At 68.7% G+C, this 19,793-nt stretch carries 17 protein-coding genes; 8 read left to right on the top strand and 9 right to left on the bottom strand.

From position 1 onward, the window contains the following. Positions 1–94 precede the first annotated feature (94 nt). From U4012_RS14700 to U4012_RS14685, 4 genes are all read left to right on the top strand, one after another. On the top strand, positions 95–1,204 hold the full coding sequence (locus tag U4012_RS14700; protein WP_321799482.1) for an efflux RND transporter periplasmic adaptor subunit: 1,110 nt from the start codon (positions 95–97) through the stop codon (positions 1,202–1,204). After that, on the top strand, positions 1,201–4,350 hold the full coding sequence (locus U4012_RS14695) for an efflux RND transporter permease subunit (RefSeq protein ID WP_044848256.1): 3,150 nt from the start codon (positions 1,201–1,203) through the stop codon (positions 4,348–4,350). The genes U4012_RS14700 and U4012_RS14695 overlap by 4 nt, the downstream gene beginning before the upstream one ends. Before the next feature lie 2 nt (positions 4,351–4,352). Then, on the top strand, positions 4,353–5,969 hold the full coding sequence (locus tag U4012_RS14690) for an efflux transporter outer membrane subunit (protein WP_321799479.1): 1,617 nt from the start codon (positions 4,353–4,355) through the stop codon (positions 5,967–5,969). Between the two features lie 127 nt (positions 5,970–6,096). Then, a complete protein-coding gene (locus U4012_RS14685) occupies positions 6,097–7,125 on the top strand; it encodes a MerR family transcriptional regulator (RefSeq protein ID WP_321799476.1) in 1,029 nt (342 codons plus the stop codon). A 145-nt stretch (positions 7,126–7,270) separates the two neighbouring features. Here the strand turns inward: U4012_RS14685 and U4012_RS14680 are convergent, their stop codons facing one another. The 4 genes from U4012_RS14680 to U4012_RS14665 all read right to left on the bottom strand — a co-directional run bounded on the left by U4012_RS14680 (position 7,271) and on the right by U4012_RS14665 (position 10,434). After that, positions 7,271–7,963 carry a hypothetical protein gene (locus tag U4012_RS14680; protein WP_321799474.1) on the bottom strand — a complete coding sequence of 231 codons (693 nt, stop codon included), beginning with the start codon at positions 7,961–7,963 and terminating at the stop codon, positions 7,271–7,273. Beyond that, complete coding sequence (locus tag U4012_RS14675; RefSeq protein WP_124485430.1) at positions 7,938–8,162, bottom strand: helix-turn-helix domain-containing protein; 225 nt, start codon at positions 8,160–8,162, stop codon at positions 7,938–7,940. Before U4012_RS14675 ends, U4012_RS14680 begins: the two co-directional genes overlap by 26 nt. A gap of 8 nt (positions 8,163–8,170) precedes the next feature. Further along, on the bottom strand, positions 8,171–8,731 hold the full coding sequence (locus tag U4012_RS14670) for a DUF2975 domain-containing protein (protein ID WP_321799471.1): 561 nt from the start codon (positions 8,729–8,731) through the stop codon (positions 8,171–8,173). A 305-nt stretch (positions 8,732–9,036) separates the two neighbouring features. Beyond that, positions 9,037–10,434 carry a sigma-54 interaction domain-containing protein gene (locus U4012_RS14665; protein WP_321799469.1) on the bottom strand — a complete coding sequence of 466 codons (1,398 nt, stop codon included), beginning with the start codon at positions 10,432–10,434 and terminating at the stop codon, positions 9,037–9,039. A gap of 249 nt (positions 10,435–10,683) precedes the next feature. On the opposite strand from U4012_RS14665, the gene U4012_RS14660 reads away from it, so the two are divergent. The 3 genes from U4012_RS14660 to U4012_RS14650 are packed head-to-tail and all read left to right on the top strand — an operon-like array spanning position 10,684 to position 14,101. Beyond that, positions 10,684–11,568: an MBL fold metallo-hydrolase gene (locus U4012_RS14660; RefSeq protein WP_321799467.1), complete on the top strand. Its 885-nt coding sequence runs from the start codon at positions 10,684–10,686 to the stop codon at positions 11,566–11,568. Positions 11,569–11,596: 28 nt separating this feature from the next. After that, a complete protein-coding gene (locus tag U4012_RS14655) occupies positions 11,597–13,276 on the top strand; it encodes a TIGR01244 family sulfur transferase (protein ID WP_321799465.1) in 1,680 nt (559 codons plus the stop codon). Between the two features lie 18 nt (positions 13,277–13,294). Next, positions 13,295–14,101: a sulfite exporter TauE/SafE family protein gene (locus U4012_RS14650; RefSeq protein WP_321799463.1), complete on the top strand. Its 807-nt coding sequence runs from the start codon at positions 13,295–13,297 to the stop codon at positions 14,099–14,101. A gap of 96 nt (positions 14,102–14,197) precedes the next feature. On the opposite strand, the gene U4012_RS14645 is transcribed toward U4012_RS14650, so the two are convergent. The 4 genes from U4012_RS14645 to U4012_RS14630 form a co-directional block, all read right to left on the bottom strand. Continuing rightward, the gene (locus U4012_RS14645) at positions 14,198–15,019 is read right to left on the bottom strand and encodes an ABC transporter permease subunit (RefSeq protein ID WP_124485424.1); all 822 of its coding nucleotides are present in this window, start codon (positions 15,017–15,019) and stop codon (positions 14,198–14,200) included. Continuing rightward, on the bottom strand, positions 15,016–15,945 hold the full coding sequence (locus tag U4012_RS14640) for an ABC transporter permease subunit (RefSeq protein ID WP_044848264.1): 930 nt from the start codon (positions 15,943–15,945) through the stop codon (positions 15,016–15,018). Before U4012_RS14640 ends, U4012_RS14645 begins: the two co-directional genes overlap by 4 nt. Continuing rightward, the gene (locus U4012_RS14635) at positions 15,942–17,102 is read right to left on the bottom strand and encodes an ABC transporter ATP-binding protein (RefSeq protein ID WP_044848265.1); all 1,161 of its coding nucleotides are present in this window, start codon (positions 17,100–17,102) and stop codon (positions 15,942–15,944) included. The genes U4012_RS14640 and U4012_RS14635 overlap by 4 nt, the downstream gene beginning before the upstream one ends. Positions 17,103–17,188: 86 nt before the next feature. Further along, entirely contained in the window at positions 17,189–18,283 is a 1,095-nt protein-coding gene (locus tag U4012_RS14630; RefSeq protein WP_044848266.1) for a polyamine ABC transporter substrate-binding protein, read from the bottom strand. Positions 18,284–18,830: 547 nt separating this feature from the next. Between U4012_RS14630 and U4012_RS14625 the strand changes: the two genes are divergently transcribed. Further along, entirely contained in the window at positions 18,831–19,034 is a 204-nt protein-coding gene (locus U4012_RS14625; RefSeq protein ID WP_027784516.1) for a DUF1289 domain-containing protein, read from the top strand. Positions 19,035–19,109: 75 nt separating this feature from the next. Here U4012_RS14625 and U4012_RS14620 read toward each other — a convergent pair whose 3' ends face one another. After that, complete coding sequence (locus U4012_RS14620; protein WP_321799458.1) at positions 19,110–19,751, bottom strand: OmpW/AlkL family protein; 642 nt, start codon at positions 19,749–19,751, stop codon at positions 19,110–19,112. Positions 19,752–19,793 lie beyond the last annotated feature (42 nt).

The raw sequence follows: 19,793 nt of genomic DNA, 5'->3' as shown, positions 1-19,793 counted from the left end.
GGCTGTGTTCGTGTGCGCCCGACTGGCGCCACTCGGGGCAAGCGCCCACCGCGCTTGCCGGCCTCGTTCCGCTCTCACCTCATCTGGGGGTTTCGTGAATCGCTCCGGTTCCCGCGCCGTGCTGCTGGTCGGCACCGCGCTCGTCCTCGCCGCCTGTCATCCGAAGGAAGCCGCGCCGCCCGCGCCGCGCCCGGTCGTCGCGCTGCCCGCGCGCGCCGACGGCGCCGCGGCCGCCGCCACGCTGCCCGGCGAGATCCAGCCACGTTACGCGACGCCGCTGTCGTTCCGCATCGCGGGCAAGATCATCGAGCGCAAGGTGCGGCTCGGCGATACCGTCAAGGCCGGCCAGGTCGTCGCGCTGCTCGATCCGTCCGACGTCGAGAAGAACGCCGCGAGCGCGCAGGCGCAATTCGATGCCGCGTCGCACAGCCTCGCGTTCGCGAAGCAGCAGCGCGATCGCGATCGCGCGCAGGCGCGCGAGAACCTGATCGCAACGGCGCAGCTGGAGCAGACCGAGAACAGCTACACGTCCGCGCTCGCGCAGCGCGATCAGGCGCAGCAGCAGCTCGCGCTCGCGAAGAACCAGCTCCGCTATGCGACGCTCGTCGCCGATCACGCCGGCACCATCACCGCCGAGCAGGCCGACACCGGCCAGAACGTATCGGCCGGCCAGGCCGTCTACCAGCTCGCGTGGTCGGGCGACGTCGACGTCGTCAGCGACGTGCCCGAGGCCGCGCTCGCATCGCTCGCGCCCGGTCACGCGGCGAGCGTCACGCTGCCGTCGCTGCCGGGCCGCCAGTTCGCCGCGAAGGTGCGCGAAATCGCGCCGGCCGCCGATCCGCAAAGCCGCACCTGGCGTGTGAAGCTCACGCTCGCCGCACCCGATCCGGCCGTGCGTCTCGGGATGACCGCGAACGTCGCGTTCGACGGCGCGCCGGTTGCCGGCAACGCGCCGAGCATCACACTGCCCGCGACCGCGCTGTTCCACGACGGCCCGCATCCCGCGCTGTGGGTCGTGCGCGCGAAGGACGACACGCTCGAGCTGCGCCGCGTCGACGTCGCGCGCTTCAACGAACGCACCGTCACCGTGTCGAGCGGGCTGCAGCCGGGCGAGCGCGTCGTGCTGCAAGGCGTGCATACGGTCAGCGCGGGCGAGAAGGTGCGGCCGGTCGCCCCGCTGCACGCGGAGGACTTCGCGTCATGAGCAGCCCCCGCGAAGAAGGCCGCTTCAACCTGTCGGCATGGGCGCTGCGCCACCAGGCGCTGGTCGTCTACCTGATCGCGCTCGCGACGCTCGCGGGCATCCTCGCGTACACGCGGCTCGCGCAATCCGAAGACCCGCCGTTCACGTTCCGCGTGATGGTGATCCGCACGTTCTGGCCCGGCGCGAGCGCGCGGCAGGTGCAGGAACAGGTGACCGACCGGATCGGCCGCAAGCTGCAGGAAACGCCGGCCATCGACTTCCTGCGCAGCTATTCGCGGCCCGGCGAATCGCTGATTTTCTTCACGATGAAGGACTCGGCGCCCGTGCAGGACGTGCCCGAGACCTGGTACCAGATCCGCAAGAAGGTCGGCGACATCGGCCATACGCTGCCGCCCGGCGTGCAGGGCCCGTTCTTCAACGACGAGTTCGGCGACGTCTACACCAACATCTGGACGCTCGAAGGCGACGGCTTCACGCCCGCGCAGCTCCACGACTATGCGGACCAGTTGCGCACCGTGCTGCTGCGCGTGCCCGGCGTCGGCAAGGTCGACTATTTCGGCGATCCCGACCAGCGCATCTTCATCGAAGTGAACAATGCGCAGCTCACGCGCCTCGGCATCTCCCCTCAGCAACTCGGGCAGGCGATCAACGCGCAGAACGACATCTCGTCGGCCGGCGTGCTGACGACCGCCGACGACCGCGTATTCGTGCGGCCGAGCGGCCAGTTCGACAACGTCGCCACGATCGCCGACACGCTGATCCGCATCAACGGCCGCACGTTCCGGCTCGGCGATCTCGCCACCGTGAAGCGCGGCTACGACGATCCGGCCGTCACGCAGATGCGTGCGAACGGTCACGCCGTGCTCGGCATCGGCGTGACGATGCAGCCGGGCGGCGACGTGATCCGGCTCGGCAAGGCGCTCGACGCCGAATCGAAGGATCTGCAGGCGCGGCTGCCGGCCGGCCTCAAGCTGACGCTGGTGTCGAGCATGCCGCATGCGGTCGCGCATTCGGTCGACGACTTCCTCGAAGCCGTCGCCGAAGCGGTCGCGATCGTGCTGGTCGTGAGCCTCGTGTCGCTCGGCCTGCGCACCGGGATGGTCGTCGTGATCTCGATTCCGGTCGTGCTCGCCGTCACGGCCCTGTTCATGTACCTGTTCGACATCGGGCTGCACAAGGTGTCGCTCGGCACGCTCGTGCTCGCGCTCGGGCTGCTCGTCGACGACGCGATCATCGCGGTCGAGATGATGGCCGTGAAGCTCGAGCAGGGCTACAGCCGCGCGCGCGCCGCCGCGTTCGCGTACACGAGCACCGCGTTCCCGATGCTGACGGGCACGCTCGTCACCGTGTCGGGCTTCCTGCCGATCGCGCTCGCGAAATCGAGTACCGGCGAGTACACGCGCTCGATCTTCGAGGTGTCGGCGATCGCGCTGATCGCGTCGTGGTTCGCGGCCGTCGTGCTGATCCCGCTGCTAGGCTTCCACCTGCTGCCCGAACGCAAGAAGCACGCGCACGAAGCGCACCTGCCGGACGATCACGAGCACGACATCTACGACACGCGCTTCTACACGCGCTTGCGCGGCTGGATCGACTGGTGCATCGAGCGGCGCTTCGTCGTGCTGCTGATCACCGGCGCCCTGTTCGTGGTCGCGCTGGCGGGCTTCTCGCTCGTGCCGCAGCAGTTCTTCCCGAGCTCCGATCGCCCCGAGCTGCTGATCGACCTGCGGCTGCCCGAAGGCGCGTCGTTCGCGGCGACGCTGCGCGAAACCGAACGCCTCGAGAAGGTGCTCGACAAGCGGCCCGAGATCGACCATTCGGTGAACTTCGTCGGCAGCGGCGCGCCGCGCTTCTACCTGCCGCTCGACCAGCAGTTGCAGTTGCCGAACTTCGCGCAGTTCGTCGTCACCGCGAAATCCGTCGAGGATCGCGAGAAGCTCGCCGCCTGGCTCGAGACCACGCTGCGCGACCGCTTCCCGGCCGTGCGCTGGCGCCTGTCGCGGCTCGAGAACGGGCCGCCCGTCGGTTACCCCGTGCAATTCCGCGTGAGCGGCGACGACATCGCGACGGTGCGCGCGATCGCCGAGAAGGTCGCGGCGACGATGCGCGGCGACGCGCGCACGGTGAACGTGCAGTTCGACTGGGACGAGCCGGCCGAACGTTCGGTGCGCTTCGAGCTCGACCAGAAGAAGGCGCGCGAGCTGAACGTCACGTCGCAGGACGTGTCGAGCTTCCTCGCGATGACGCTGTCCGGCACGACCGTCACGCAATACCGCGAACGCGACAAGCTGATCGCGGTCGACCTGCGTGCGCCGCGCGCCGATCGCGTCGATCCCGCGCAGCTCGCGGGCCTCGCGATGCCGACGCCGAACGGCCCCGTGCCGCTCGGTTCGCTCGGCCGCTTCACGCCGACGCTCGAATACGGCGTCGTGTGGGAACGCGACCGCCAGCCGACCATCACCGTGCAGTCCGACGTCCGCGCCGGCGCACAGGGCATCGACGTCACGCATGCGATCGACGGCAAGCTGAATGCGTTGCGCGCGCAACTGCCGGTCGGCTACCAGATCAACATCGGCGGGTCGGTCGAGGAAAGTGCGAAGGCGCAAACGTCGATCAACGCGCAGATGCCGCTGATGGCGATCGCCGTGTTCACGCTGCTGATGATCCAGCTGCAGAGTTTCTCCCGCGTGCTGATGGTCGTGCTGACCGCCCCGCTCGGCCTGATCGGCGTGGTCGGCACCCTGCTGCTGTTCGGCCAGCCGTTCGGCTTCGTCGCGATGCTCGGCGTGATCGCGATGTTCGGGATCATCATGCGCAACTCGGTGATTCTCGTCGACCAGATCGAGCAGGACATCGCGGCCGGCCACGGACGCTTCGACGCGATCGTCGGCGCGACCGTGCGGCGCTTCCGCCCGATCACGCTGACGGCCGCGGCCGCCGTGCTCGCGCTGATCCCGCTGTTGCGCTCGAACTTCTTCGGGCCGATGGCGACCGCGCTGATGGGCGGCATCACGAGCGCGACCGTGCTGACGCTGTTCTACCTGCCCGCGCTGTACGCCGCGTGGTTCCGCGTGAAGCGCGACGAACGCGACCCGCGCGACGCCCCGCCGCACGACGGCGGCACGCCTGCCGCGCCGTCGGGAGCCTGACCATGGAACTGTCGATGAACCTGAAAACGAACGCCGCGCGGATGCTCGCGGCCGCGAGCCTCGCCGGCCCGCTCGCCGGCTGCGCATGGTTCGCGCCGAGCGGCGAGCCGCCCGCGATGCCGTCGCCCGCGCATTACGGCGCCGCGCCGCAAGTGCCGCAGACCGTCGCCGCGCAAGGCGTCGCGCAGCAGTTCGACGTCGGCGCGCAGCCCGTGCCCGACTGGTGGACGCAGTACCGCTCGGATGCGCTGAACGCACTCGTCGACGAAGGGCTGCGCAACAGCCCGACGCTCAGCGCCGCCGCGCACTCGCTGGATGCCGCGCGCGAGCAGTTGCGCGGGCAGATCGGCAGCTCGATGCTGCCGTCGATCGACGCCGGCGGCCAGGCCACGCGCCAGCGTGCGCTCGGCGTGCCGATCCCCGCGCTCGGCGCGCCGACGTTGCTGTACGACACGTTCGTCGGGCAACTGCAGGCGAGCTATACGGTCGACCTGTTCGGCGTATCGCGCTTCGCGAACCGGGCGCTTGCGAAACGCGTCGACGTCAGCGCGTTCCAGCTCGAATCGGCACGCCGGGCACTCGCCGCGAACATCGTCACCGCGTCGATCACGGTGTCGGTGCTCGACGCGCAGATCGCCACGACCGAACGGCTCGTCGCGCTCGCGAACGACCAGGCGCACGACGCGCAACGCCGCTACGCGCTCGGCTCGGCGTCGCGCAGCGACGCGCTGAACGCGCAGCAAAGCGCGGACACCTTCGCCGCGAGCCTGCCCGCGCTGCGCCAGCAGCGCGACTCGGCGCGCCATGCGCTGGCCGTGCTGATCGGCCGCACGCCCGACCGGCCGCCCGCCGATCTCACGCTCGCCGACCTGCACCTGCCCGCGCAAGTGCCGGTGGTCGTGCCGTCGGATCTGCTGCAAAGCCGCCCCGACATCCAGGCCGCCGACGCGGGGCTGAAGGCGGCCGCCGCCGAAGTCGGCCTCGCGACCGCGCAGCTGTTCCCGCAGCTGTCGCTGTCGGCCGCGATGGGCAAAGGCGGTTTCAGCTGGCCGGCGATGCTGTCGGGCGCCGGTTCGATCTGGAACGTCGGTGCGTCGCTGAGCCAGCCGCTGTTCCACGGCGGCGCGCTGCTCGCGCAGCGCCGTGCGGCGAAGGCGACCTACGAGGCCGCGGTCGACCAGTACAAGCAGACCGTGCTCGCTGCCTTCCAGAACGTCGCGGATTCGCTCGCCGCGCTCGAGCACGACGCTCAGGCGCTCGATGCGTCGTCGCGGGCCGCGCTGTCCGCGCGCGGCGCGTACGACGACGCGGCCGCCCGCGTTCGGCTCGGCGCGCTGCCGCCGTCGGCCGCGCGAGCAAGCGAGCTGCAGTACCGCAACGCGCGGCTCGACGAGATCCGCGCGACCGGCGCACGCTTCGCGGATACCGCGCGGCTCTATCAGGCGATGGGCACGCCGCCGGTCGACCCGACCGGCAAAGCCGGCAAGGCTGAAAAAGCCGAAAAGGCCGAAAAGGCCGGAAAGGCCGACCCGGCCGGCGACATCGGCAACGCGGCTCGAATCGCCCCCACCGCCCACGCGCGCGCGGTCACGCCCGACGCGCCGCCGTCACCGCAATAACCGCAAGAGCGCGCCGTTTGCATCGGGCGCGCGGGATCACCCCCGCGCGCCGATCCGCGATCTTCCGCTTGACCCTCACGTAGCGTAACGTTCGAGACTCCAGTGTGCGCACCGAACGGAGGACATCATGCGGCTGAAAGTGGGAGAACTGGCGAAACGCAGCGGCCTGACCGTCCGCACGCTTCATCACTATCACGCGATCGGCCTCCTGACGCCTTCGGCGCGTGCCGACAACGGCTACCGGCTGTACGACCGCGACGACATCGCCCGGCTCCACCAGATCCAGGCCCTGCGTCGCTTCGGACTGTCGCTCGCCGAAATCGGCGACTACCTGAACCGGCCCGGCACCCCGCTCGTCGCGCTCGTCGCGAGGCAGATCGCGTCGCTCGACCACCAGCTCGCGCAGACCGCGCAGCTGCGCGAGCGGCTCGTGCACCTGCACGCGCAGCTCGCCGCGGGCACGGAGCCGGAGCTGGCCGATTGGCTCACCACACTGGAGTTGATGACCGTGTACGACAAATACTTTTCCGAGGATGAACTCGCGCGCCTGCCGATGTATCGCAAGAGCCAGGCCGGCGACGCGGAATGGACGGCGCTCGTCGCCGACGTGCGTGCGCTGCACGACGCGGGCGTGCCGCCCGAGGACGAGCGCGCACGCGCGCTAGCCGGCCGCTGGATGGCGCTGCTCGTGCGCGACACGAACAACGATCCGCGGCTGCTGGCGAAGCTCAACCTGATGCACGAGCGCGAACCGTCGATGCAGTCGAAACTCGGCATCTCGACCGTGCTGCGCGACTATGTGCTGCGCGCGTCCGCGGAAACGAAGATGCGGATCTTCGAGAAGTATCTCGCGCCGGACGAGATCCGCTTCATGCGGGCGCACTTCGGTGAACGCTCGATGGAATGGCCGCAACTGATGGGCGACGTGCGCGACGCGATCGATGCGGGCGCGCAGCCCGATTCGCCGGAAGGCCGCGCGCTCGCGCAACGCTGGCTCGACCTGTTCCGCAGCTACGCGGGCGACGACCCGGCCACGCACGCGAAATTCCGCAACGCGATGATGACCGAGCCGGCGCTGACGAAGGACGCATGGGTCGACGACACGCTGCTCGGCTTCATGCGCGAGGCGATGGCGCAGCTTGCGCCGGCGCGTTGAGGGTCCAACGCCCCGGCAGCCCGGGTGGTGCGTGGCCGTTGCGCGCCGCCCGGACACGTCGTCAGGCGAGCCGGCTCGTCTCCCGTCGCGCGTCGAACGCGCCGCGCGATCACGTCTCACCGGCAGCGCCGAGCCGCGTGCTTCCTCACCACTTGCAGCCCGTATCGCGAACCGCATCCAGCGCGAGCATCGGGAGTGCGAGCAAACCGGCACTCGAGTAAGCGCGCCGGCAGTCGGCGCGCCGTGCGTCCGACACCCCGCTTGCCAGCGTCTCGTCGACCAAATGGCGACGCGCGGCCGGGAGGCCGGACGATGCGCCCAGCGCACCGACCGTGGCCGCCGCTGGGCTGCGCCCCGTCGCTCGACGCGTGCCGATCGTCGCCAGATCACGCCCCCAGTCGACCTCGGGGGTCGGCTCACGCACCGGGCTGCTTTCAGCCGAATCCGGCGCGCCTCCGGTCGTTGCCTGCGCGGGCGCGGCCGCAAGCGAACGTGTCGCCCGGCGTGGCGTCGCCGCTGCGCCGGAACGGCTTTTCGGTTCGCGCGTCTCTCGCATGGCTGCTGTCGGACCGGTGCGCCGGTCGACCTCGGTTGCGGGCGCGGGTTCGGGCGTCACGGGAATCAACCGGACGCTCAATGCAATCCGGCCCGACGACGCATCGACCCGGGCCGCAACCGGCCCGCGCGCCGCCGGCATCCGCTGCAGCGCATACCAACCGATCGCATGCAGCAACACGGCGATCACGCCTGCAACTGCCACGATGCCCGGCCGATGCCGCCGCGCCGCATCGACGACCGGCCGTTGCGGCACGTCAATCCGGCTCGCCGCCGCCGTCATCGCTGAACGCGAGCAGGTCGCCCGGCTGACAGTCGAGATACCGGCAGATCGCCTCCAGCGTCGCGAAGCGGATGCCCTTGACCTTGCCTTGCTTGAGCAGCGACAGGTTCGGTTCGGTGATCCCGACGGCCGCCGCGAGATCCTTCGAGCGGACCTTGCGGGTCGCGAGCATCACATCGAGTTTGACCACGATCGACATCGCACGCCTCAGACGAACTGCCGGTGTTCGGCATCGAGCGCGCTCGCCTGCCGCAGGATGTGCGCGATCACCGCGATACAGGCCGCAGTGAACAGCGCGACGACGTACGGCAGGCTGAAGCCGATGCTGACGACGCGATGGCCGACCGGTTCGCGAAACGTCGCCCACACGCTCAGCAGCGGTTCGCACAGCAGGCTCAACAGCACCCACAGACCGATCGCGCGCCCCGTCTTGCCGAGATGGCCGGCCGCCTGCGCCGAGAAATAGTCGCGCCGCGCGTAGGTCCGGAACAGCTCGCGCAAGTGGCGCAGGCCGCCCGCGAGCGCAACGAGCGGGACGCTCGACAGCAGGATGCCGACGGCCTTCTGCCACCACGGGAACGCGCCGACATCGACGCCCAGGTTCGTGACCACCGAATCGGTGAGGCCGAATACGAGGCCGGGCCCGGTGGCCGCGCTCAACGACGGGAACGCCCAGCACGCGGCGTTGAGCACCAGCATGCCGACGATGAACCACAGCGTGACGGTAGCCATGCGCTGACTGATACGGGCAATGCGATCGGAATGCATGCGACCTCCTCCATAGGGTGTGAACACGCATCGATTGTAAGCCAGATGTTTATCGTAAAACGATAATTATTTTGTGCAGAACAGTCATTTTTTATCGTCAATCATGACAGCCGACTGCCAACTCGCCCGACCGGCCGGGCAATCGGCGATCGTCGTGCAGGCCGATCGCGCGCCCGCGCTTCGTCATGTCGCGAGGGAACACGGGCCGGGCGTTCGGGTCCGCATTCGGCACCGGCGCCGCGCCGCCGTCCATCAGCTTGCCGTTTGATGCGACCGGTCGACGGCAGCGAGCACGACGCGCCCGCTTACCGGCCGCGCACCCCGAGCCCGAGCGCCTTCATCCGCCGGTACAGCGTGCGCTCGCTCAGTCCGACGTGCTCGGCCAGTTGCTTGCGCGTGCCATCGAACGTGCCCGCAAGCCGCACGAGCTCCGCGTCCGACACGCCGCGCGCGTCCGCCGCACGCGCCGGTGGCGTCGCCGACGCCGCGACCAGCTCAGCCGGCAGATGCTCGACGCGAATCGTGCCGTCGTCCGCGAACAGGCACGCGCGCTCGAGCACGTTGCGCAGCTCGCGGATGTTGCCCGGCCATGCATACGCGTCGAGGCACGCGCGCGCACGCTCGGTCAGCACGAACGGCCGGGCCGCGAACGGCCGCGCGCTCGCGTCGCCCGCGCCGGCGCGCGCATTCGCGATGCGCCGCAGGATCGATTCGGCCAGCAGCGCGACGTCGCCACGCCGCTCGCGCAGCGCGGGCAGCGGAATCGGGAACGCGTTGATCCGGTAGTACAGGTCCTGGCGGAACCGGCCGTCGTCGATCATCTCGCGCAGCGGCTTGTGGGTCGCCGCGACGAGCCGGAAATCCGCGCGCAGCGCCTCGACGCCGCCGACGCGCCGGAACGTCCCCGACTCGATCAGTCGCAGCAGCTTCACCTGCATCGGCAGCGGCACGTCGCCGATCTCGTCGAGAAACAGCGTGCCGCCCTGTGCGGTCTCGACGAGGCCCGGCTTGCGCTGGTTCGCACCGGTAAACGCGCCCTTCTCGTAGCCGAACAGTTCGCTCTCGAACAACGTCTCGGCGATGCCCGAACAGTCGACCACCACGAACGGCCCCATCGCACGCTCGCTCGCCTCGTGCAGCGCCCGCGCGAACAGTTCCTTGCCGGTACCCGATTCGCCGAGCAGCAGCACGGGCAACATCGACGGCGCGACGCGCTGCAGCGCGCCGAGCGCCGCATTGAATGCGTCGGCGCCGCCGACGAGCCCTTCCGCACTCGGCTGCGCCGACGCGCTGCGCACCGTCGTCAGCCGCTCGACGTAGGCGATCACGTCGCCGCGCGCATCGAAGATCGGCCGCAACTCCACGTCGACGTGCTCGGGGCCGCGCGGCGTATGGTGTATGTGCAGCACGCGGTTCAGGCTGCGCGACTCGCGCGCCTGCTTCATCGGGCAATGCTCGCCCGCCTGGTCGCACGGCACGTCGTAATGATGCGAAACCTGGAAGCAGTGCCGGCCGACGTGCTCGACGCCCGCCACGCCGAACTGGCGCCGGTACGCATCGTTCGCGGCGAGGATGCGGTAGTCGGGATCGACGACGATCATCGGTTGCGGATCCTGTTCCAGATACGCGACGAGCGCGCGCACGTCGGGCATGACCTCGCGCGACGGCGCGGGAACGATCGGAATGGTGTCGTGCGGATTCATCGGGAGGCTCGGAAACGGATGAGGGGATGGACTGCCAGGCGGACTGCCAATTCTGCCACGACACTGCCAGATATGGCAGTCGACGTCGACGGCACCCCGTCGCCGGTGCCTGCGACACACCGCGGCCACGCCAAGAATCCGAGCCGAATCAATCACCTGCCACATCATCCGGCAGCGCGGCGCGAATTGGCATGCTTCTTGAACATGGGATGTCCGATTGCAGACGCAGAACCCGATCGAGGACATCCCGTGAGCCATGCCCCCCAGCTGTCGGTCGAAGGCTTTTTCGACCAGGCGACCCACACCGTCAGCTATCTGCTGCTCGACACCGAAAGCCGCGCATGCGCGCTGATCGACAGCGTGCTCGACTACGACCCGAAATCCGGCCGCACGCACACTGCCAGCGCCGACCGGCTGATCGCGCGCGTCGCCGCACTCGGCGCGACCGTCCACTGGCTGCTGGAAACGCACGTGCATGCCGACCATCTGTCGGCCGCGCCGTACCTGAAGGCGCATGTCGGCGGACAGATCGCGATCGGCTCGCACGTGCGCCGCGTGCAGCACGTATTCGGCACGCTGTTCAACGCCGGTCCCGGCTTCGCGCAGGACGGCCGCCAGTTCGACCGCCTGCTCGACGACGGCGACACGCTCGCGCTCGGCGCGCTGACGATCCGCGCGCTGCACACGCCGGGCCATACGCCGGCGTGCCTGACCTACTGCGTCGACGACGCGACGCAGCGCGCGGCGTTCGTCGGCGACACGCTGTTCATGCCCGACTACGGCACCGCCCGCTGCGACTTCCCGGGCGGCGACGCGCGCACGCTGTACCGTTCGATCGCGCGCGTGCTCGCCCTGCCGCCCGACACGCGCCTGTATCTGTGCCACGACTACCAGCCGGGCGGCCGCGACGTGCAGTTCGTGACGACGGTGGCCGAACAGCGTCGCGCGAACGTGCACGTGAAGGACGGCGTGACCGAGGACGATTTCGTCGCCATGCGCACCGCGCGCGACGCGACGCTCGACATGCCCGTGCTGATGCTGCCGTCGGTGCAGGTCAACATGCGGGCCGGCCACCTGCCCGAGCCCGAAAACAATGGCGTGCGCTACCTGAAGATCCCGCTCGACGCGATCTGAGCCGCCGCCCCGACCGGAGAACCCCGACATGACCATCCGCCCGCTGACCGACCTGCTGTCGGTCTCGCCCCAGATCGCCGCGACCGACCTGCCCGCCCTGCACGCGGCCAGCATCCGCACGATCGTCTGCAACCGCCCGGACGGGGAAGGCGCCGACCAGCCGACCGTCGCCGAGATCCGCGCCGCCGCCGCGCCGCTCGGCATCGCCGTGCACTACCTGCCCGTCGACACCGGCAAGGTCACCGACGACCAGGCCGCGCAGTTCGGCACGCTCGTCGCGTCGCTCGCCGGCCCGGTACTCGCGTACTGCCGCAGCGGCACGCGTTCGGCGACGCTGTGGGCGCTGTCGCAGGCAGGCCGGCGTCCTGCCGGCGACATCGTCGCGATCGCCGCCACGGCCGGCTACGACCTCGGCGCGCTCGCACCGCGTCTCATGCGAGATCTCGCGCAAGACGGCCGCCAGGCCGCGCCGGCCGTCGACGCGCGGCACGACATCGTGATCGTCGGCGCGGGTGCGGCCGGCGTCGCGGTCGCGTCGAGCCTGCTGGCACGCGACGCATCGCTCGATATCGCGGTGATCGACCCGGCCGATACGCACTACTACCAGCCGGGCTGGACGATGGTCGGCGCGGGGGTATTCCGGCCCGACACGACCGCGCGCCCGATCGTCGACCTGCTGCCGCGCGGCGTGAAATGGATCCGGGCCGCCGTCGCCGGCTTCGAGCCCGACACGCACACGGTGGTGCTCGACGGCTGCCGGCGCATCGGCTACCTCAAGCTGGTCGTGTGCCCGGGCCTCAAGCTCGACTGGCACGCGATCGACGGCCTCGCTCAAACGCTCGGCCGCAACGGCGTCACGTCGAACTATCGCTACGATCTCGCGCCGTACACGTGGGAACTGGTGCAGGCGTTCCGCGGCGGCAATGCGCTGTTCACGCAGCCGCCGATGCCGATCAAGTGCGCGGGCGCCCCGCAAAAGGCGATGTACCTGTCGTGCGATCACTGGCGGCGCGCGGGCCGCCTCGGTGCCGCGAACGTCGAGTTCCTGAACGCGGGCGGCGCGCTGTTCGGGGTCGCCGATTACGTGCCCGCGCTGATGGAGTACGTGAAACGCTACGACATCGCGCTGTCGTTCGGCCACAACCTCGTCGCGATCGACGGGCCGGCGCGGCGCGCGACGTTCCGGCGCGCGCTGCCCGACGGCGGCACGGAAACCGTCGAGCGCCCGTTCGACATGATCCACGTCGTGCCGCCGCAGAAGGCGCCCGATTTCGTGCGCGCGAGCCCGCTCGCCGACGCGGCCGGCTGGATCGACGTCGATCCGGCGACGCTGCGGCACAAGCAGTTCGCGGACATCTTCGCGCTCGGCGACGTCACCAACACGACCAATGCGAAAACCGCCGCCGCGGCCCGCAAGCAGGCGCCCGTGGTCGCGCACAACGTGCTCGCGTCGCTGGGCCGCGCGCGCGGCGACGCCGCGTACGACGGCTACGGCTCGTGCCCGCTCACCGTCGAGCGCGGCAAGATCGTGCTCGCGGAATTCCTGTACGGCGGCAAGGTCGCCCCGACCTTCCCCGCGTGGCTGATCGACGGCCGGCGCCCGTCGCGGCTCGCGTGGCTGCTCAAGGAGCGCGTGCTGCCGCCGCTCTACTGGAAGGCGATGCTCAAGGGCCGCGAATGGCTCGCGAAGCCCGCGATCGCACGTTGACCGGAATCCGATGACACCATGCTGATTTCCCTCGTACTCGGCAGTCTCGTCGGCGCCGTGCTCGGCCTCACCGGCGCGGGCGGCGGCATTCTCGCGGTGCCCGCGCTCGTCGTCGGGATGGGCTGGCCGATGCAGCAGGCCACGCCCGTCGCGCTCGTCGCGGTCGCGGGCAGCGCCGCGCTCGGCGCGCTCGAAGGGTTTCGCCGCGGGCTCGTGCGCTATCGCGCGGCGTTGCTGATGGCCGTCGCCGGCGTGCCGCTCACGACGCTCGGCGTGAAGCTCGCGCACGTGCTGCCGCAACGCGTGCTGCTGGCGCTGTTCGCGCTGACGATGCTGGTCGTCGCGGGCCGCCTGCTGCGGCAGGCGCTGCGTCATGCGCCCGGCGACGCGGACGCGTCGCCGCTGTGCGTCGGCCGCGTGAATCCCGACACGGGCCGGCTCGTCTGGTCGTGGCCGGTCGGGCTCGCGCTCGCGTCGACCGGCGCGGTGACGGGGCTGATGACGGGCTTGCTCGGTGTCGGCGGCGGTTTCGTGATCGTGCCGATGCTGCGCAAGTTCACGAACGTGTCGATGCACGGCGTGGTCGCGACGTCGCTGATGGTGATCGCACTGGTCGGCACCGGCGGCGTGTTCGCGACGCTCGTGTCGGGCACGCGCGCGCCGCTCGACATGATGCTGTGGTTCACGGTCGCGACGGCAATCGGGATGGCGATCGGCCGCAGCGCGTCCCGGCACCTGTCCGCGCGGCACGTGCAGGCCGGCTTCGCTGCGGTGCTCGTGTGCGTCGCGATCGGGTTGCTCGCGAAGGCGGCGTTCGGCGCATAAGCCGCACGCGGCTCGCATGCCAAACAAAACGCCCGGGCCGACTCGTCGTCGGCACCGGGCGTCGTTCGTTGCGTCGGCAACCTGTGCGCGAGCGCGTCAGGCGGCGAACGCGGCCATCCGCTTGCGTTCCTGGCGCAGCATCACGAAGTTCGCGATCACGACACCCGCCGTCACCGCGACGATGAACAGCGTCGCGAGCGCATTCATCTCCGGGTTCAGGCCGAGGCGCACGCGCGAGAACACGACGAGCGGCAGCGTCGTCGAGCCGGGGCCCGACAGGAACGCCGACAGCACGAGGTCGTCGATCGACAGCGTGAACGACAGCAGCCAGCCCGCGATCAGCGCCTGCGAGATCAGCGGCAGCGTGATCGTGAAGAACACCTTCAGCGGCGTCGCGCCGAGATCGAGCGCCGCTTCCTCGAGCGACGGGTTCAACTCGCGCACGCGCGACTGCACGATGATCGCGACGTACGAGATGCACAGCATCACGTGGCCCAGCCAGATCGTGAACACGCCGCGCTCGGCGGGCCAGCCGATCCACTTCGCGAGCTCGATGAACAGCAGCAGTAGCGAGATCCCCTGGATCACCTCGGGGATCACCAGCGGCGCGTTGATCATTCCGCTGAACAGCGCAAAGCCGCGAAAGCGCCCCATCCGCGCGAGCACGAAGCCGGCCCACGTGCCGATGAACACCGACGCGAACGCGGTCAGCACGCCGATCTTCAGCGACAGCCACGCGGCCGTCAGCAGCTCGTCGTCCTCCGCGAGCGCCGAGTACCAGCGGAACGAGAAGCCCGACCACACGGTGACGAGCTTCGACTCGTTGAACGAATAGACGATCAGACTGATGATCGGGATGTACAGGAACGCGAAGCCGGCGAACAGCGCCGCGAACTGCAGGTAACGATTCGGCTTCATCGACGGCGGCCCTCCTGCTCCTTCGCCTGGAAGTGCTGGAACATCGCCATCGGCACGAGCAGCAGCAGCACCATCGCGCAGGTCACGGCCGACGCCATCGGCCAGTCTGCGTTGTTGAAGAACTCATTCCACATCACGCGGCCGATCATCAGCGTGTTCGCGCCGCCGAGCAGTTCCGGAATCACGTACTCGCCGACCGCCGGAATGAACACCAGCAGGCAGCCCGCGATGATCCCGTTCTTCGACAGCGGCAGCGTGATCTGCACGAACGCCTTCCACGGCTTCGCGCCGAGATCGTACGCGGCTTCGAGCAGGCGCAGGTCCATCTTCACGAGATGCGCGTACAGCGGCATCACGAGGAACGGCAGGTACGAATACACCATCCCGATGTACACCGCGTAGTTCGTGCGGTACAGCTCGATCGGCGTATGGGTCAGGCCGATCCACATCAGGAAGTTGTTCAGGAGCCCGTTGTTCTTCAGGATCCCGATCCACGCGTACACGCGGATCAGGAACGACGTCCAGAACGGCAGCATCACGCCCATCATCAGCAGGTTGCGGGTCGCCGGGTTCGAACGCGCGATGTAGTACGCCATCGGATAACCGATCAGCAGGCACAGCAGCGTCGTGATCGCCGCGACCACCACCGAATTCACGTAGGTCGCGAAATACAGGCTGTCGGTGAGCAGGAACGCGTAGTGCGACAGGTTCAGCGCGATGTGCACCACGCCGTCCGCATAGGACGCGAGTTCCGTATACGGCGGGATGCCGAGCTGCAGCTCCGCGAAGCTGATCTTCACGACCAGCACGAACGGCACCAGGAAGAACAGCACGAGCCACGTGTACGGCCCCGCGACGACCGCCGAGCCGCCGGTCAGGTTGAAGCGCCGCACCGGCCATGCGAGCAGGGACTTGAGCGTGCTCATGACGTCAGCACCACGCCGGCGGTCGCGCTCCAGCGCACGTAGATCTCGTCGCCGAGCGCCGGCGTGTCGAGCTCGGAGATCGCGAGGCTCGACACGTTCGCGATCACCGTCTTGCCCGCGTCGAGCTTCACGTGATACAGCGAATAGCCGCCCATGTACGCGACGTTGGTGATCTTCCCGTGCGCCCAGTTGAACGCGCCTTCGGGCGGCTTGCGGGTGAGCGCGATCCGCTCGGGGCGTACCGACACCGTGACCGGCATCCCGAGCGGGCCCGTGATCCCGTGGCTCACGTACAGCCGGCTCGGCAGCTCCGGCGATTCGATGTACACGTAATCGGGCTCGTCCTCGACGGTGACGCCTTCGAACAGGTTGGTCGAGCCGATGAACTCGGCCGAGAAGCGGCTGTTCGGATATTCGTAGACTTCGTTCGGCGAGCCGATCTGCACGATCTGCCCTTCGCTCATCACGGCGAGCCGGTTCGCCATCGTCATCGCCTCTTCCTGGTCGTGCGTGACCATGATGCAGGTGACGCCGACCTTGTTCAGGATGTTGACGAGCTCGATCTGCGTGCGCTGGCGGATCTGCTTGTCGAGCGCCGACATCGGCTCGTCGAGCAGCAGCACCTTCGGGCGCTTGACGAGCGAACGCGCGAGCGCGACGCGCTGCTGCTGGCCGCCCGACAGCTGGTGCGGCTTGCGCTTCGCGTACTTGCTCATCTGCACGAGCTCGAGCGCCGCGGCGACGCGCTCCTTCAGCTCCGCCTTCGGCGTGCCTTCCTGCTTCAGGCCGTAGGCGACGTTCGATTCGACCGACATGTGCGGGAACAGCGCATACGACTGGAACATCATGTTCACGGGCCGCTTGTACGGCGGCATCTGTGCGAGGTCCTCGCCGTCGATCAGGATCTTGCCCGACGTGACCGTCTCGAGGCCCGCCAGCATGCGCAGCAGCGTCGACTTTCCGGAACCCGAGCTGCCGAGCAGCGCGAACAGCTCGCCCTGGCGCACCGTCAGGTTCACGTTGCGAACCACTTCGGTGTCGCCGAATTTCTTGACGACGTCGACGATCTGGACAAAATTCTCGGCGCGCGTATCGGCGCCGGACGAAGGAACGAAGGACGGTGCGCCCGCGACCGGCGCACCCGACTGGCTATTCATGATGTGCTGCTTCTCTCCTGCGTTTGACGAACAAAGCCCCCGGGGACACCAGGGGCTTCATGACTGCTGGCTGACTCCGGCTCGCTTCAGCGGCCCGATTTCAGCTCGGTCCACAGACGCGTCTGCAGACGCTGGATTTCAGGCGGCAGCGGCTTGAGCAGGAACAGCGTCTTCACGACGTCGGCCGGCGGATAGACGGCCGGATCGCTCGCGACGTCGGGCCGCACGTACTTGCGCGACTCGGCGTTCGCGCTCGGGTAGTACACGGCGTTCGTGATCGCCGCGTGCACCTTCGGATCCTCGATGTAGTTGATCCACTGCAGCGCGGCGTCCTTGTTCTTCGCGTCCTTCGGGATCGCCATCACGTCGAACCACACCGGCGCGCCGCCCTTCGGAATGTAGTACTCGACCTTGTACGGCTTCTTCGCCTCGATCGCGCGATGCTTCGCGATCACGACGTCGCCCGACCAGCCGAACGCGAAGCAGATGTCGCCGCCGACCAGATCGTTGATGTAGCCCGACGAGTTGAACTGCGTGATGTACGGGCGGATCTTCTTCAGCACCTCCATCGCGGCCTTGTAGTCGGCCGGGTTCGTGCTCATCGGATCCTTGCCGATGTAGTGCAGCGCCGCCGCGAACATCTGGTCCGGCGCGTCGAGCACCGACACGCCGCAGGTCTTCAGCTTCGAGATGTTTTCCGGCTTGAACAGGATGTCCCAGTTGTCGAGCGGGACCTTGCCGAGCGCCTGCTGCGCCTTCGTCAGGTTGTATGCGAGACCGGTCGTGCCGTACGCCCAGGGCACCGAGTACTTGTTGCCCGGGTCCGCGCCGGCGACGAGCGCCATCAGTTGCGGATCGAGGTACTTGAGGTTCGGCAGCTTCGACTTGTCGAGCGGCGTGAAGATGCCGGCGGCGATCTGCTTGCCCGCGTAGTTGCTGGTCGGCACGACGATGTCGTAGCCCGAGCTGCCCGTCAGCAGCTTCGCCTGCAGCGTGTCGTCGCTGTCGTAATTGTCGTAGCGGACCTTGATGCCCGCCTGCTTCTCGAAGTTCGGGATCGTGTCCTTCGCAATGTAGTCCGACCAGTTATAGACATTGAGCTGCGTATCCTTCGCCGCCGCCGCCGATGCACCCACGCACAGCGCGAGCGCTGCGAACCGGCCCACTACGTTTGCTTTCATCCCGTTCTCCCTCCGGCCGGACCGCTTGTCCGGCTGCCGTCTGCCTCGTCATGGCGGCGCGTTCCGGCACGCCGCCCCTCGAAAACCCCGAACGCTACCACCATTCGCGCTCCGTCACAAAAAAATCATGCCCGTGTCGCGCAAACGGAACAGATTCCCGCCGCCGGCCGCTCGGGCGGCCCGCGCAGCGGGGCGTTCCGGGGGAATTCTATCGGGTAATCGGCGTCTGTCCATCGGGAAAAGAAAGCGGTGGCGAAACCGCGTGCCGCATGCAGTACAAGCGGCCCGCGCGACGCGCGGTGCATGCGGCCGTTTCACCGGGGAAATCGCGACACGGTGCGCCACGCGCCGCGCGCCGTGCCCGGCCCTGTCCGGCACGGCGGGCCAGCCGTCGCCGACGGCGATCCGGCCATCGTCCAACCGTTCGGCCGACCGGCCGCACCGTCACGGCAACGCGACCGTACGGCACGCTAGCGGCGTCCGCCGGCCGCCCCGTTCCGATGCATTAAAATGACGCCCTGACGATTTCACTGCGCGAACCCTCCCGATGGCCTCCAATCTCCACGACCTGCCCGACAGCCCCTGCATCGGCGTGTGCTCGACCCTCTTCGACGAAGTCTGCAAGGGCTGCGGCCGCACGGCCGGCGAAGTGTCGAACTGGGTGTTCCTGAGCGACGACGAGAAGCGGGCGGTGTGGGAACGCATTACGCGCGAAGGCACCGCGATGCGCTTCCAGTACGACAAGCTGTAAACCGGCCGCACAAAAAAAGAGCGGCATGCCGACTGCCATGCCGCCAACCCCAACTCTGTTCTTGTCCGCGAACCGTTAGAACTTCATCCCGACGCCCACGCCGACGATCAGCGGATCGATGTGCAGCGTGCCGATGCCCTTGTCGCCGAGCGTCGCATCGGTGCTCATCCAGATCTTCTTCACGTCGACGTTCATGAACACCTTCTTCGTCAACTGCACGTCGACGCCGAACTGCAGCGCCGGACCGAAGCTGCTCTTGTTGATCGACACGCCTTCCCCGCCGACGTTGAGCCCGTTGTTGTAGAAGTACGTGTAGTTCAGGCCCGCGCCGACGTACGGACGCACCTTGCCGGCATGGTTGAAGTGGTACTGCAGCAGCAGCGTCGGCGGCAGCACGCCCACGCCGCCGAGATTGCCGAGGCTCGACGTCATCTGGTGCCGCGACGTGCCGAGGATCAGCTCCACGCCGAGGTAGTCGCGGATCATGTAGGTGAAGTCGAGCTCCGGCACGATCGCGTTGTTCACGCCGGTATTGATCGCGCCGAGCGTGTCGCTCGCGCGCTCGTTCGGCTGGATGCTGATCGCGCGCAGGCGGACCAGTACGTCACCCTGGTTGATCCCGTCGCCCGGCGACGCCGCGTGCGACAGCGTGGGCATCGTGACCAGACTCGTCGCGACAGCGGCAGCGGTGACACATGTTCGAATCGTTTTATGCATGGTAAAGACCCCTGAAGAATGCATTCCATTTTCCTCGTAGGG

This window comes from Burkholderia sp. BCC1988, assembly GCF_905339895.1.
Classification (GTDB): domain Bacteria; phylum Pseudomonadota; class Gammaproteobacteria; order Burkholderiales; family Burkholderiaceae; genus Burkholderia.
This window is presented reverse-complemented; position numbering and strand designations above follow the sequence as displayed.